The sequence below is a fragment of the Methylocystis parvus OBBP genome (assembly GCF_027571405.1).
Classification (GTDB): domain Bacteria; phylum Pseudomonadota; class Alphaproteobacteria; order Rhizobiales; family Beijerinckiaceae; genus Methylocystis; species Methylocystis parva.
The window spans coordinates 179,103-193,095 of the sequence record NZ_CP092969.1; the positions used below are offsets into that span (position 1 = coordinate 179,103).

Consider the following 13,993-nt stretch of genomic DNA (forward strand, 5'->3'; position numbering starts at 1 on the left):
TGACATGACCCCGTTTGACGTTCTGAATGAAGTAAAACGACGCAGCGCCGAGGCGGTTATTGCGCAGTCGGGACTCGCGCATGAGGGGGTCCGGCGGCATTTGCGCGCCCTGCTTGGCGGCGACGATCCGGGGATCGGCGCCATGCTGCAGGAGCCGGTGCTCGAAGGCGCGCACCCGTTCGTCACCGTCGACGCGACGATGGCGGCGTTGGCCGGTTCGCTTTTGAATGCCGACTTGGTGGCTGCACTGGACGGCCTGCCCGCAGAGCACGACTATCGCTTTCCCGGCACGCGCAGGCCGTTCCTTCACCAGGCCGAAGCCTGGCGGTTCCTTGCGGAACCCGAACCGCAGTCGGTGCTGGTCACCTCGGGTACAGGGTCGGGAAAAACCGAATGTTTCCTCTTTCCGATCCTGAGCGAGCTAGTCGCGCAGGCGCAGGGCCAACGCGAGCCGCTCGAAGGGGTGCAGGCGATCATGCTCTATCCCCTCAATGCATTGATCGAGAGCCAGCGCGAACGACTCTCCGCCTGGACGCAGCCATTCGGCGGAAGGGTTCGGTATTGCCTCTACAACGGAGATCTGCAGCGCGCCGCAAGGGAGTCCGAACGACGCCGCACGCCGGAAGAGGTCATCGACCGGGAGCGGCTGCGCGCCAACCCCCCGCCGCTGCTCGTCACCAACATCACCATGCTCGAATACATGCTGGTCCGCGCCGAGGACCGGCCGATCATCGACGCCTCGCAGGGCAAGCTGAAATGGATCGTTCTCGACGAAGCGCATTCGCTGGTTGGCGCGGCGGCGGCCGAGATCGCGCTGCTCCTTCGCCGGGTCCTGCTCGCTTTTTCCGTCAAGCCGGAGGAGGTCCGCTTCGTCGCCACCTCGGCGACCATCGGCTCGGGCGAGAATGTGCGTCAGCAGCTTCAGCGCTTCCTGGCCGACATTGCCGGGATTCCGGACGACCGCGTGCACGTCATCGAGGGGCGGCGCCGGATGCCAGGTCGGCCCGACGGCGCTCCCGGCCAGCCATCAGTCGATATCCGCGCCACGGATCCGGCCTTGCTCTATGACATTCTCGGCCGCGACCCGACGACATGGCGGCTCGTCGAGCGATTGTTCGATGGCAGCGTTCCGCTCGCGGACTTCGACGCGCCCGCAAGGACGTATGGTGTCAATGCGGCCGATCTCATCTTTGCGATGTCGCGCGCGGCGCGAAAGACGGCCGATAAGGACGAAGAACGCCTCGCGCCGATCCGGCTTCACGCCTTCGAGCGCGCCGTTCCCGGCATCTGGAGCTGCATCAATCCGGAGTGCGCGCAAAGGCCGTCGGATTGGCCTTTTGGCGGCATTCTGCCGGACCGCGCCGATGGATGCCCGTCCTGCGGCGCTCCGGTCCTGGAGGTGGCAAGTTGCTTCGAATGCGGTGAGGTATTCATGGAGGGAATTGAGGCGGGTCCGCGCCTGTCGGCGCCGCTGCGCAACCCGCCACGGGACGAGTTCGCCTTCGACAGCGCGCGCGAGAACGATGGCGGGGCGGAGGATGCGGACGACGCCGGGGACGAACTGGCGCAACAGGATGAGGCCCCCGCCTGGGAGCGCCTTTTCGCGGCCAATCCGACGCCGGCCGCCCGCCCTTTCTGGCTCGACCGAAAGGCGGGCTGGCGCGTCGCCGATGCGCCAGCCGATGGCGGCGTGACGCTTCTGGCGGAGGAGCACAACGGACCGCGCGCTTGCCCGCATTGCAGCCCGGCGGGACGGAAAAGTCCCGAGCTGATCCGGTCGCTCCGGTTTGGCGCGCCGTTCATCCTCGGCAACGCGGCCCCGATCCTCCTCGAAGGCGTGGAGCTGGCGAAGGCGGGAGATAAGCTTCCTTCCGCAGGACGCCGACTGCTCTCTTTCACGGACAGCCGCCAAGGCACGGCGCGCATGGCCGCCAAGCTTCAAATCGAATCGGAGCGCAATTTCGTGCGCTCCTTCGTTTACCACCAGGCCCAGGCGTCGATGTGCCCGCAGCCTGGGGCGGACCAGGAGGCTGAGAAGCTCAAAACTGAGATCCAGCAGCTTGAAGCGGCCTTTGCAGCGACCAAGCTGCCGGCGCTCGAAGGCATGCTTGCCGAAAAACGACGCGACCTCTTGAGTCTCGCATCAGGCAGCACCGACGGCATCGCGTGGCCCGAGCTGGTGAACCGGCTAGCGGGGCGGATCGAGGTTTCTGAGTGGATCAAGGGAGTTTGGGAGGCGCGCGACGAAGAGCTGTTCACTGACCAGTCCAAGCTCGCCGAATTCCTGCTGCTGCGGGAATTCGCTCGCCGGCCGAAGCGTGCGAACTCGGCCGAGACGTTGGGCATCGCGCGTCTGCGTAACCCAAGTATCGACCGGCTCGGCGACTCCCAGCTTCCCGGTGCTTTCCGGCGCCGGGGCAGGACCCTTGACGATTGGCGAACCTATCTCGACGCGGTGCTGACTTGGTTCGTGCGCGCTAACGGCGCCATTGCCATCTCGTGGCAAATGCAGCACTGGGTGTCGTCCACGGCGAAATTGACGTCGCTCGTTGGCCCCGACGCTCAGACCGACCGCGACCCCAAACTGCGCGCGTGGCCGAACGGCTATTTTCGAGCCAATCGACAATCGCGTCCGGTCGCCTTCCTGCTCCAGGGCCTTGGACTCAATCTGGACGAGACGAGCGACCGGTCTGATCTCGACGAGTGTCTGCATGCGGCGTGGGCGCAGGTCCAGTCCACCCTCTCTGCGGATCCGGAACGGCGCGCGTTCGATTTCACTAAGACCTACGTCGCTCCCGTCACCGATGCGTTCTATTGCCCGGCGACGCGCCGCCTTCTTGACCGGGCGCCCTTCGGCCTTACACCCTACGGGCTCGAGGAGCAGGCCGAGGCTCGCCGGCGCGCCCTTCCGATCGACATGCCGCGGCATCCCGCCCCGATGCTGGGACTCATCGATCCCACCGATGCGCGGGGGGCGACCCACGCATGGATCGAAACTGACGTAGCGATCGTCAGTCTGAGAGATAAAGGGGCCTGGACGAATATTTCGGACCGCATCGCGCTTTTCGCCGATTATGCGCGCTCGGCCGAGCATTCGGCGCAGCAGGATAGCGGACGGCTGCGCCGCTATGAGCGCGAATTCAAGGCCGGCAAGATCAATATCCTCAACTGCTCCACCACGATGGAGATGGGCGTCGACATCGGCTCGGTCTCTTCCGTGATGATGACCAACGTGCCGCCGTCGATCGCCAACTATCGGCAGCGTGTCGGCCGCGCCGGCCGTCGCGGTCAGGCCGTGGCGCTGGCTTTCACCTTCTGCAAGGACCGGCCACTTGACAGCGAGACCTTTCGCGATCCGCAGGCCTACTTACAGCGGACCCTCGCCGCGCCAAAGGTGACGCTCAGTAGCCGGCCGATTGTGCAACGTCACGTCAACGCCTTCCTGCTCGGCAACTTCATGCGCGAGCGCGCCGGCGACGCGCTCAAGATGCAGATCGGCGCGTTTCTCGGCTGTCCAGCTGATCCGAAAGAAGCGCGCCCGCCCAAGGCGGAACGGCCTGTGGAGGGCTTCATCGAGTGGCTTGAGCGCCCGGCAACGGCAGGTGCCTACATGGACAGCCTCGCGACGCTGACGCGTCGCTCGATCCTGGACGGTGACCAGAGCTTGGTCGAGGATGCAAAGGGTGCCATCGCCGAGCTCGCGAGTGGCTTTGTCGCGGAATGGGAGGGGCTGGTCGCCCTTGCGAAGGACGAGGGTCTCCAAGACGCCCGCAAATCCAGGATGGCGGTCGAGCTTAGGCGCATGTGCGGGGAATTTCTGCTTGGCGGCCTTGCGGACCGCGGATTCCTTCCGGGTCACGGCTTTCCGACCGATGTCGTTTCGTTCATGCCCGGAAAGGAATTCCAGTCCCCGCAAGACGCCCCCCCGGAAGGCGCGCGCCAATTCCGGACCGTTGGGCCGCAGCGCTCACTCGATCTCGCGATCCGCGACTATGCACCGGGATCAGAAGTCGTTCTCGACGGCCTCGTTCATAAATCGGCCGGCGTGACCTTGAATTGGAAACGCCCGGCGAACGAGGAGAACGTGGCCGAAGTCCAGAGCCTACGCTATCTCTGGCGCTGCGCGGCATGCGGCGCGAGCGACATCAAACGTGGCGGGCTTCCCGACTGCTGCCTGGTATGCGGTGCCGAGCGGCCCGCCAGCGAGGAGTTCCTCCGCCCCGCCGGCTTCTCGGTCGATCCCCGGGTCCGCGCGCATGCCGATACGGACACGCTCTCCTATGTTCCACCGGAGGATCCAGTCGTCTCCACGCGTGGTACGACGTGGCAGAGTCTGCCGCTGCCGGAGCTCGGACGTTACCGGTGCAGCCGGGAGGGCCTTGTCTACTATTCCAATCGCGGCGGGCCGGGCGGTTTCGGTTATGCGATCTGCCTGCAGTGTGGCCGAGCGGAAGCCGATAGCGACAATCGCGCGCTGTCGTTACCCCCGCCGGCGCTCGTCGACCACAAGCCGCTGCGTTACCGGAAGGGCCAGGAACTGTGTCCCGGCAACGACAAACCTTTCAGCATCAAGCGCAACCTCGCCCTCGGTCTGGAAATCACGACCGACGTTTTCGAACTTCAGCCGCAGCACACGCTACGCCGGGCCGGCGCCAACGCGTTGGTGATCGCGTTGCGCGAGGCGCTCGCCCAGGAGCTCGGCGTCGAGGCTGATGAGATGGGCTTTGCGGTCGGTCAGAGCCAGAATGTGCTGGGTGCACCGGCCGTGTCCCTCTTCTTGTTCGATCGGGCCGCCGGCGGCGCTGGCTTCGCAGTGTCGTTTGAGCATCTGATGCGCCCGGTCATCCGCCGAGCCGAACAGATACTCGACTGCGAAACGCCCGGATGCGAAAAAGCCTGCGCGGCCTGTGTGCTAACCTCCGATGCGCCCGGCGGCAAGGATGAGCTCGACCGAACCGCGGCGCTCGCATTTCTTCGGGCACATCTGGTGCTCCCCGAAGAGCTTGGCCCCGACCATCGCTTCGTCGATGGCGCGAACCTTTCGCTCTCGCCGCTCGACGAGATCCACTTCGAGCTTCTTCGTTCCGCCGGCTCGATTTTGACCGTCTTTCTACCTGACCGAAGCAACCCTGCGGCCTTACAGGATTGGCTGCTCGCCGCACAACTTCTGGATTGGAGGAAGCGTGGTCACAATACGCGGCTGGCCCTCGCGCCAGCCCTTGTCACCACGCTTAGCCCTGCAGAGAAGCTTGGCCTTCGCGACTTCGCGCTACAGCACAATGTTGGGCTTGTCACAGCCGAGGCGCCTGTCTTTGCAAACGGAGCGCGCACGCTGGCGATGGTCCACACGGAAATGGGTTCCAGCCGCATCTGGGCGACGCGCGAGGCGGAGCCGCGCTTACCCGGGCCCGCTTGGGGACGTCCCATCAGCCACCCAATGGCCCGAGGAAGCGCCTCGATCGCCGTGCAATTCGCTGCTGTCGACCTCGACACGCTTCTTCCGCCGCCGGGGGCCCAGCTCATCCAGGTCGGTCCAGAACTCGATTGCGACCTTGCCACGTTTGGCACTCGCGCCTCCAAACTCATCGTAGAGCTGCTGACGAAGTGCGGCAGCTGGCCGAAAGCGGGCATCGTACAGGCTGTCTACCGAGACTCATATGTATCTTCGCCTCTGGTGGTGCGTCTGCTGATCGATACGATGAAGCAAGTTTTCTCACAATCGGGTGCCACGGAGCCAACTCTCGTCATCGAGACCCGTCCGCCGCGTCAAAATGACTTGCGCGGGGATCCTTGGCAGGTTTGGCACGATTGGCGCGACGCCACCGATCAGAAAGCGGTCGTCGAATTGTTTGGGAAGCAGCGCGGCCTTCACGTTTCTCTACTTCAAAAGGATGTACCGCATGGCCGCTACCTCGATGTCGATTTCGCCGATGGAAGTGCTGCGACAATCGTGCTGGACCAAGGGTTCGGGGCTTGGGCGCCGCCCCGGCATGTTGCTGTTCGCTACGACTTCGGCGCCGATGTCGCAGCCCAAGCAAGGCGGCTGGCAACCGTGAACGCCATTCTTCGACGGTGCGGGATTGGCAAGACCTACCTCGTCGCGACATCGGGCAAGACGTAAGTTCAAGAACGGCCGTCGAGCTCGTCGGCACATGCCGTCGCTGCTGGTGTCAAGGACAAGCGGCATTGTACTCGAAAATGCCGCGGTCGATCGAGGGGAGCATGCAAAGTCGTGGGGGTTGTCACGCTGCGAGCTGCTTTGACCACAACTTCCACAGACCAGGGTCCCCGTCGCAATGCGCGTCCCACAGGTTCCCATCGACGCCAATCTACTGATCTCCTCGTTATTCTTCCTTTTGCAGTATCATCGACGCGCGCCATCGTAATCGAGTGTTTTCGGGGGCGCGAACTTGTTCGCATTCGGCGTCGCCCAAATGGATTTCTTCCCCGCGGCGCCGTAATTCTCTTCGCCGGCCGGTCTCCGCAAAGCTGCCTCCGATCAAGTCGAATGGCGGCGCGGTAGCCGAGCGCATGCCGGTTTTGCTCCGCCCCGAGGAAGCCGAACGATGGCTCTCGATGGAAGGCGGCCCGGAGCTGTTGAAACCTGCGCCCGAGGATTTCCTTCGCTGGTGGCCAGTGTCCCGGCGGGTCAACGCGACCGGCAGGGCGGACGATTTGAGTCTAATCCAGCCGATCGGAACGAGCAGGGCGGGGAGCGAAGCCGCGGAGCTTCGACTATGAGGGATCTGCCCTTTTCGAAGGTCTACCAGCTTATCGAGCCAGGCTCAGTTGTGTTGCTGACGACGGCGCACAAGGGCAGGCGCCACGATCACCCTGGGCGTGGTCTGGCGCATCGCCAATAGCGCGGCTCTTTAAGACGCCGAACCCCTGAAAGGCTTAGGCGCCGTTCATGAAGGTCGTGATAAGGCTCGAGTTTGTGGGTCTTCCTGGCTCATCTGGATAATGCTATGAGTCTGGGGCCGCTCGGAAGACTCGCGAGTCCGAGGATCCCTGGACCCGCCCTAGCGAGTTATGAGCTTTTCGTCCTGCGTCGGCTCCACTCCCAACAGCTCCCACATTCCGATGCCCAGTCGTCTCGCAAGCTCGACGACAATGAGTAGCGACGGGTTCGAGTCCCCCCGTAACATCAGATACAATTGCGGCAGGGAGACTCCGATAATTTTCGCGAATTGCTCCTTATCCAATCCGCTCTCTGCGTATTTTCTCTTCACGATTATCGAAAGGTTTCTTGTCATCTGCTTCGCTGACAAGTTGCGACGATGCCCGAGTTGACAGTCCTCTAAGAGCTCGTAAAGAGGCGTTTTCAGCTTGGCGGAAATCTTTGCAAGCATCTCAATCGATGGGTTCGCGGCTCGACTGCGAATATAACGAAACTGGGAACCCGACATGCCAATCGACTCGGCAAATTCAGGCTTCGTCATTCCGCTCTTTTCCAAATACGCAATCAGGTTCTTCGCTAAGCGTTCCAAGTGTGGAGAGGCGAGCCGATCCTCCATCGAGTTTACCATTAATCGACGATGGTCACCTGTCGGCTTCTTCGTCTTCCGACCTCGAGCCTTCCCTTCCACCCGCCTTTTATTCATGTGATCGCATAAGGTTAGATGACAGCCACGTGTCTATTAGCATCGGAGATTCCGGTGACGATGCCAAGGGGCAAAATCAGCGCGACTGCCAATTTATTAGAAAATGCTTGCCAATAAATTAAGAATCCTAGCGGCGTCTAAGGCGCGCGGTAATCGCCCGACACACGTTCGTCGATCATCTTGCGAATAGCCTTCTCGTCTTCCGAGATGTATGGTGCACGGCACAGCCCGAGCAACTGCGCTTCAGTCCTCGTCATAAAAAATATCGGACGCGCGTAGCTCGCCGTCGACCCCTACGGACTTTTCCCAAATTTGGACCCCAATGTCGGACTCGTCCTCGAAACCATCGGCAAGGTAAAAGATCATCGGCCCGGCCCAGCTCTTGCGAGTTCGACACTTCGCGATCGTGAAAATTGCCTGTTCCGTCTCATAGATCCCTCTGCACGGCTGGTCGGGATCCATGTCTTCGACGCCCTGCAAGTAGGCGTTCGCAAGTGACATTGACCAATGATGACGAACGATTAGCGAGCGATCGTCCGAGGGCGATAAGTGACGTAGGGGGACGGATCCCGTGACGGCGTTCTTGAGATTGAAGAGAGAAAAGTCACACGCGACAGGGGTCTCATCATGCCTGAAGCTTGGCGTTGCTGAGGACAGAGACACGTTCTTCCTGATAATTCGGTAGACCTGAGGAAAATAAATTTTTAGCGGTTCGCACCAAACTTCTCCCTGCCGAGCCACGCCGACGGGAAACGTAAACACCTGAACGCTCATAAATGGCAACCCCTGACTTAAGGGAAAACTGGTTCTCCAGACTCACTAAAGCCAAGTTGCGGCTATTCCGCGGCGGGGGTCAGGCAGAAAATCTGCCAAAAGTTTATAAACCGGATGAGTGGCGCCCACCTTGGGCAGAATCGTCGCGCGATACGCCGCGACCCTTTTCACCTGCGTACACCACAGGTTCACATCCATTTGGCCCAAGCCGGAGGATTTTCTGATCCGGACGAGAAGTCTCCCGCACCCAACGCAAGTGGGCATCGCCGACGCCCAGCCCCACTGCAGAGTAAATAGCATACAGGTAAGTCGTCGGCTTTAGCCGCTCACGATAGCACGAACAAAAGCGCTCGCTCCGGACGTAAGCTCCCAAATTGGGCGTCCCTTCGGCCTGAGACCAGGTCAAACGAGAGTGGCCGCAATTTCCTAGGAGCGCAAAATATAATAAAATGGTATTTTTGGAAAACCGCGTCCCAGGCGCGCGGTGATAGCGGGGCGGCGGATGCCCTAAGGCGAAAACGGGAGAGAACAAATGCGCAGCACCAATCTGTTCATCGTGCGGGGTTATGTCGGCGCCGACGCCAAAGGCTTCGATGGCGGCAAGGTCACCAAATTCAGCGTCGCGACAAATCGCGGCAGGAACGACCGGCAAACTGGCGAGAAAAAGGAGGCCACCGACTGGGTTACCTTAACGATCCTGAACGAGAAAATCGCGAGATGGGCTCTTGAGAACATCAAGAAGGGCGATCCGATTTACGCCGAATGTCGCGTCGCCGAACGCAGCTATCAAAAGGACGGCCAGACCGTTTACATAACCGACATCATCGCCAACGTCGTCGATCGGCTCTCGCCTTCGCAACAAGCCGGCGACCAGTGAGCGGAAATACAAGCGCTAGCACCGGCGCATCGCACCACTGCGAAAGTCGCGGAAGCCTTAGGTTCCGATTGGCGATCGTTCCCGCTCATCCGAAGCTCCAAGAAGCCAATGTCGCCAAAATCGGTTCCGCTCCGATGCGGCGGTTCAGGTGGTCGCTTTTGTTCCACGATTCGAGTAAGCGAGCTCGCTGACCCGCAAACCTGGCTTGGGCCTGCGCTCACCCGAAATCGTCCCAGGACTGGTCCAGGCGGAAGATTCCGCGCCAGACGAGCGGGACGGGAAAGGGCTGCTCCAGATGGCCCACTCAACCGCATTGTAGGGCCCGAGCACCGTGTGGCCATCTACTAGCGCTCTCTCGCCGACGCACGCGGGATTGAGCCGGCGGCTAAGCTTTATTGATCGGTCATTCGACCGCTTGCCCTTGAGGCGGCATGTCACGAGATTGGGTTCACTCGTTAAAAAAACGCGCGCCAGTCTCTCTCTCACGTCTCGGGGAGCGCCCCGTTGCTAACAATGGCTAGGTCTATCGACGGCGAAGTCTGCTTCGGCGCCTGCGCCGAAGAATTTTCCCCTTGCCGCTGCGCGGCAATTCCTCGCGGCGCAAAATTCATCGTCACGGTCGGCGCGCGGCGCTTCGCTTGCCCGCTTTGCTGCTCCGCAGTCTTCTCAGCCGTCGAATAACGACCGCCATCGCAACGGGGACGGCCCCAAACGATGGAGAGAAAAAATGGCGCATCTTTGTGAAATGAACCAGATCGGCCACGTCGCTTCGGTCAAGAGCATCGGCAAGCACCTAATCGTCAGAATCGCCTCCAACGCCAACTACAAGAACGGCGAAGGCGCCTGGGTCGAGCGCACGCACTGGAATGAGCACACGATCTTCGAGCGCCAGGGCGGGTTGCTCAAGTGGGCCTCCGAAAGCCTCAAGCCCGGCGACCTCGTTCTCGTCCGCTCCACCCCCTTCCAGACCGAATGGAAGAAAGACGGCGAAACGCACTACGGTCAGACCTTCGCGGTGAATGAACTCTCGCTCTTGACGGCGAAATCCGACAAGAAGGAAAGGCTCGATGAAGCCGCGAAGTCGCGGGGTCGGCAGCGCCGCTGACTCTGGTCTTCGAGGGGGCCACCAGGCCCCCTCGGGGCTTGGCTGGCGAGGGGCTCAATGGTGGCATTCATCAACGCGTATTTCCGCGTCGCCCCTAGGGGCGGCTTCACAAAAGCCAGTTTTGCACTTTCAGCCCCTTAACTCGGGTGAACTCGTCCACATTGGCGGTTACCATCGTTGCTTCGATCGCCAGAGCATGGGCCGCAATCAGCAAATCATTCCCCCCGATTGGGCTTCCCTTCCGTTCCAGCTCGGCGCGAATCCTCCCATATTCCGCATCGGCAGGCGCCTCCAAAGACAGGACGTCCAGCTCTCCCAGCAGGAGCTCGACCGCCTCCAAGAGCCGTTTCGAGCCGCTCTTCGCGCAGCCATATCGAAGCTCGGCGGCCACGATGATGCTCGTGCACACGTTTTTCTCGCCCACTCGGGCTATGTGCTTCGCCACCTTGCCTTTCGGGTTCCTGATCAAATCGGAAATGATGTTCGTGTCCAGCAAATAGCGGGTCAAAATATCTTTTCCGGCGCGGGTGGACGGTCTTCTATCTCGGGGAAAGTCTCATCGAGCGGTTCCATCGTCTCGAGCAGCCCCAATAGGCCGCGCTTACGCGTCGGCTCGAGCACGAGGCGGTCGCCTTCGCGGCGCATGATCGCTTCGTCGCCAGGCAGCTCGAATTCGACAGGAATTCGCACTGCCTGGTTGCGCCCGTTTCTGAACAATTTCACATGCCGCGCCTCGCCCATGCCGACCTCCCAAGCATATGCCATAGACATATGCCTTTCTCCCCCAGCGGTCAAATCGCTATCGCGATATGGCAAAACGCGCAGCGAGCACACTTTCGGCCATCTTGGCCGCAATTGCTCAGATGCCGCGCCAATCAGGGCTGTTTGCTGCCGATTTTCAAGCGTTGCAGCGTCCCTTAGAATCCAGCGTGAGCGCCGACATAAGCGCCTGCGCTAAAGAGACATGCGCCGACAAGCATTCCGACGATGAGCCACTGCATCATTTGCCGCCTTGCGACGTCACGGGCCACATCCCGCGCCGCGGTTGCAATGGCCTTCGCCAGGTCCGCTTTTGCCGATTCAGCGCCCGCTCGAATTGTCGCCTCAGCAGCTACTCGCGTTTCCAAGAGAACGCGTTGCGCTTCCGCCGCTATCGCTTTTGGGAATTGCCGATAGAGGCCCTCATAATACTGAAGCGCGAAGATCACGAGCCAAAGCGCGTCATTTTCCTTCAGACCCAGCTCCGCTTGAACTCGTCGCAGCTGGTCGCGCTCGCGCTCGGTTGCGGCGCGCCCCAGCATGCGCTCGAAGCTCGATAGAGGCGCAGCCGTCTCATTCATTATCGACCACTGGCGCGAACACCTTGCTGACCTCTTCGAGCCAGCGGCGCAGCTCGGCGCGATTGCCGATCGGCATCGTTTGCCAGGCGCGCGCGATGCTCAAGCGATTGCTGTAGAGATCGTCGCTCACGCGATCGGCCATGTCGGGAAACAGCAGGGAACTGCCGCCCTGCTTCTCGACCGAGGATTTCACCTCGGAGCCGTTATAGAGCTCGAATTTCGAATCGGCTCCGAAGTAGCCGTTCTTCAAAACGTGCACCGTCGAGTTCGGAATCGCGTCGATATAGTCCTGCAGCAGCTCCAGGCTGTCGCGCTGACGATTGATCACCCAGAGCGTCACCAGCTGGCGCTCGAGCTCCTCAAGGGACTGGCTGAGTGTTCGACCGTATGCCGCGACCCCTACGTTGTTGCGTGCCGCCGTGTTCACGACGACGCTGCTGCTCTTGTATTCGTCGCAGATGTTCACGAAGCGGATCCATCCGTCCGCCTCGTCCAAATTCACGAGCTCGCAGACGACCTCGTTCTCATATGACTTGAACACGTCGGGGTTCGAGGTGTCTGCGTCGATGACGAAAACGTCCTCGCCTCTTTGGGTGAGATTGTGGACGAGGCCCATGGTAACGAGCGATTTGCCCACCCCACCCTTGCTTCCGCCCACCACGTAAATCGCCTTGCTCATCGCTCGCGCTCCTAGATTCGTTCACGGTCTCGCCGGATTGGGAAAGATGACGCGCGGGGGACGGTCGCATCCGGCGACTCCTTGGGCTTCGTCGCGCCAATCGTGGAAGGGAATGGGCTGGGCATCGGAGGAATCGGACGACCTTCGCCGCCCGCCTTTCTCTTTCCGGCGTTCGTCGGCGCGATCCCTGGCGCCCTGGGCTGTTCGGCCTCCGGCGACGAAGGTTTATCGGTCGCGTTTGTCGCGCTCGTCGCCGCCGTCCGATCCCTCTCCCTCCCCTTACGTTTCGCGCCGAGATGGCGGCTCAAGGTCGAGATGGAGACGGCCAGCCCGTCGGCGGCGAGCATCTGTTGTATGTCCTTGTAGGACAGGTTTTTTTCCTCGGCGACCGCCGCGATCTCGTCGCGCATGGCGCGAAGGAGCGAGGCGACGCGTGGGGCGCGCTCCCGTTTGGGGGCGGCGTCCAGCCGTCGCTTCAGCCGTTCCTGTTGGTCCTCGAATCCCATGCGCGCAAAATATAATAAAATGGCGATGGCTGCAACGCGGCGTGGCCGGCAGCGATGCTGGTGACCAGGCGCAATCTCATCCGTTTGAAAACGAAGCCGTGAGAATGAATGAGAAGCCCTGAAAATCGGCGAGATGCGACAGAGAACGCCGTGCAAACGCTTACAACGTGCGGGATTGGAGTGAGATTGGCGGTTTCGGATGGAGATTGGCATGGATACATATGCGAAGGGACGCAATTTTGGAGAAATAGGGTGCAATTCGTAGAGATTATGCGTATGCGCGATGCAATGTAGGTGGAATGTGGGAAGAAACGGGTGAGAATAGTGCAAACTTATGAAAACAGTGCATCAATACGATATACAATAAAAATGCGAGATAATGAATGAAACGTGAGTGAAATTGAGTGACGTATGTTGTTTTAGTCTTGGCAGGATACCGAAAATGTAGCACATTTTCTTATGTGCCCTCGCCGGGCGGGCTATCTTGGGTCCGGCAGTTTGGCCAAGCCCAAACCGAACACTCACGGCAGAACTGAGAGATGACGGGCCAGGAGACGGTTTCCCGCCGTAAGGCAGTGACGCGCAGCGTCCGGATGAGCCCGGAAGAGCACGCGCTCTTTGGGGAGTTTTGCGAGTCCTTGAATGTGACCCCGAGCGAAGCGTTGCGGCGCCTGGCGAGGTCCGCTGCGCTTTTGGGGCCGACGTTCACAGGGGAGGCCCGCGCCGAGGTCATTGCGCTCACCCGGCAAATGCGCGCGGTCGGTAACAACCTCAATCAGGCCGTCCATCACATGAACGCGGGACATGTGATCCAGAGCGAAGACATGAGGGGCCACCTGGAAGCCGTCAGCCGCGCGATCGGCGAGCTCGATCGCCTGTATCGGTCGCTGTGCGTCAAATCCTATCGACGCGCCGAGGCGGCTGTCGACGGGCGCTCGAAATGATTGCTCTTGCCGCTTATGACCTGCGTCCTCTGTCCGGGCGCTTGCGCGGGATCAGAACGGCAAGGGATTTCCGCGAACGACGGGCGCTGCTCGAGGCGGTGGATTCTGGGGCGCCTCCGGGAGCAGCGGATGCCTCCCCTGCCCGCACGTCGCAATTGGCTCGA

The 13,993-nt window shown here is 61.2% G+C and carries 12 protein-coding genes; 6 read left to right on the forward strand and 6 right to left on the reverse strand.

Translation table 11 applies throughout. The annotated features are described in order from the left end of the window. The first annotated feature begins 4 nt into the window (after positions 1-4). Positions 5-6,121 carry a DEAD/DEAH box helicase gene (locus tag MMG94_RS20560; protein WP_016919216.1) on the forward strand — a complete coding sequence of 2,039 codons (6,117 nt, stop codon included), beginning with the start codon at positions 5-7 and terminating at the stop codon, positions 6,119-6,121. Positions 6,122-6,576: 455 nt separating this feature from the next. Further along, positions 6,577-6,741 carry a hypothetical protein gene (locus MMG94_RS22225; RefSeq protein ID WP_420846629.1) on the forward strand — a complete coding sequence of 55 codons (165 nt, stop codon included), beginning with the start codon at positions 6,577-6,579 and terminating at the stop codon, positions 6,739-6,741. Positions 6,742-7,022: 281 nt separating this feature from the next. Here the strand turns inward: MMG94_RS22225 and MMG94_RS20570 are convergent, their stop codons facing one another. Both MMG94_RS20570 and MMG94_RS20575 read right to left on the reverse strand, forming a co-directional pair. Further along, a complete protein-coding gene (locus tag MMG94_RS20570) occupies positions 7,023-7,517 on the reverse strand; it encodes a helix-turn-helix domain-containing protein (RefSeq protein WP_157212434.1) in 495 nt (164 codons plus the stop codon). Between the two features lie 330 nt (positions 7,518-7,847). Further along, positions 7,848-8,378, reverse strand: a complete 531-nt coding sequence (locus tag MMG94_RS20575) for a hypothetical protein (protein WP_154420419.1) — start codon at positions 8,376-8,378, stop codon at positions 7,848-7,850. Between the two features lie 532 nt (positions 8,379-8,910). Between MMG94_RS20575 and MMG94_RS20580 the strand changes: the two genes are divergently transcribed. Together MMG94_RS20580 and MMG94_RS20585 are read left to right on the forward strand one after the other, a co-directional pair. Continuing rightward, positions 8,911-9,255: a single-stranded DNA-binding protein gene (locus tag MMG94_RS20580; RefSeq protein ID WP_016919211.1), complete on the forward strand. Its 345-nt coding sequence runs from the start codon at positions 8,911-8,913 to the stop codon at positions 9,253-9,255. Positions 9,256-9,982: 727 nt separating this feature from the next. Next, entirely contained in the window at positions 9,983-10,360 is a 378-nt protein-coding gene (locus MMG94_RS20585; RefSeq protein WP_016919209.1) for a single-stranded DNA-binding protein, read from the forward strand. A 106-nt stretch (positions 10,361-10,466) separates the two neighbouring features. On the opposite strand, the gene MMG94_RS20590 is transcribed toward MMG94_RS20585, so the two are convergent. The 4 genes from MMG94_RS20590 to MMG94_RS20605 form a co-directional block, all read right to left on the reverse strand. After that, positions 10,467-10,868 (reverse strand): type II toxin-antitoxin system VapC family toxin, encoded by a 402-nt coding sequence (locus MMG94_RS20590; protein WP_016919208.1) that lies wholly within the window; start codon positions 10,866-10,868, stop codon positions 10,467-10,469. After that, positions 10,865-11,101 (reverse strand): antitoxin, encoded by a 237-nt coding sequence (locus MMG94_RS20595; protein ID WP_026016140.1) that lies wholly within the window; start codon positions 11,099-11,101, stop codon positions 10,865-10,867. The genes MMG94_RS20590 and MMG94_RS20595 overlap by 4 nt, the downstream gene beginning before the upstream one ends. A gap of 176 nt (positions 11,102-11,277) precedes the next feature. After that, positions 11,278-11,661 carry a hypothetical protein gene (locus MMG94_RS20600; RefSeq protein ID WP_154420362.1) on the reverse strand — a complete coding sequence of 128 codons (384 nt, stop codon included), beginning with the start codon at positions 11,659-11,661 and terminating at the stop codon, positions 11,278-11,280. A 31-nt stretch (positions 11,662-11,692) separates the two neighbouring features. Beyond that, entirely contained in the window at positions 11,693-12,379 is a 687-nt protein-coding gene (locus tag MMG94_RS20605; protein ID WP_016919205.1) for a nucleotide-binding protein, read from the reverse strand. Positions 12,380-12,460: 81 nt separating this feature from the next. On the opposite strand from MMG94_RS20605, the gene MMG94_RS20610 reads away from it, so the two are divergent. Together MMG94_RS20610 and MMG94_RS20615 are read left to right on the forward strand one after the other, a co-directional pair. Continuing rightward, positions 12,461-12,745, forward strand: a complete 285-nt coding sequence (locus MMG94_RS20610; RefSeq protein WP_154420364.1) for a hypothetical protein — start codon at positions 12,461-12,463, stop codon at positions 12,743-12,745. Positions 12,746-13,424: 679 nt separating this feature from the next. After that, positions 13,425-13,829 carry a MobC domain-containing protein gene (locus MMG94_RS20615; RefSeq protein WP_016919203.1) on the forward strand — a complete coding sequence of 135 codons (405 nt, stop codon included), beginning with the start codon at positions 13,425-13,427 and terminating at the stop codon, positions 13,827-13,829. Positions 13,830-13,993 lie beyond the last annotated feature (164 nt).

Bases quoted from the DNA above. Each gene is read 5' to 3' on its own strand.
- MMG94_RS20605 (WP_016919205.1), bottom strand. From the start codon at position 12,379: ATGAGCAAGGCGATTTACGTGGTGGGCGGAAGCAAGGGTGGGGTGGGC.
- MMG94_RS20600 (WP_154420362.1), bottom strand. From the start codon at position 11,661: ATGCTGGGGCGCGCCGCAACCGAGCGCGAGCGCGACCAGCTGCGACGA.
- MMG94_RS20570 (WP_157212434.1), bottom strand. From the start codon at position 7,517: ATGGAGGATCGGCTCGCCTCTCCACACTTGGAACGCTTAGCGAAGAAC.
- MMG94_RS20595 (WP_026016140.1), bottom strand. From the start codon at position 11,101: ATGGGCGAGGCGCGGCATGTGAAATTGTTCAGAAACGGGCGCAACCAG.
- MMG94_RS20585 (WP_016919209.1), top strand. From the start codon at position 9,983: ATGGCGCATCTTTGTGAAATGAACCAGATCGGCCACGTCGCTTCGGTC.
- MMG94_RS20580 (WP_016919211.1), top strand. From the start codon at position 8,911: ATGCGCAGCACCAATCTGTTCATCGTGCGGGGTTATGTCGGCGCCGAC.
- MMG94_RS20575 (WP_154420419.1), bottom strand. From the start codon at position 8,378: ATGAGCGTTCAGGTGTTTACGTTTCCCGTCGGCGTGGCTCGGCAGGGA.
- MMG94_RS20615 (WP_016919203.1), top strand. From the start codon at position 13,425: ATGACGGGCCAGGAGACGGTTTCCCGCCGTAAGGCAGTGACGCGCAGC.
- MMG94_RS20560 (WP_016919216.1), top strand. From the start codon at position 5: ATGACCCCGTTTGACGTTCTGAATGAAGTAAAACGACGCAGCGCCGAG.
- MMG94_RS22225 (WP_420846629.1), top strand. From the start codon at position 6,577: ATGGAAGGCGGCCCGGAGCTGTTGAAACCTGCGCCCGAGGATTTCCTT.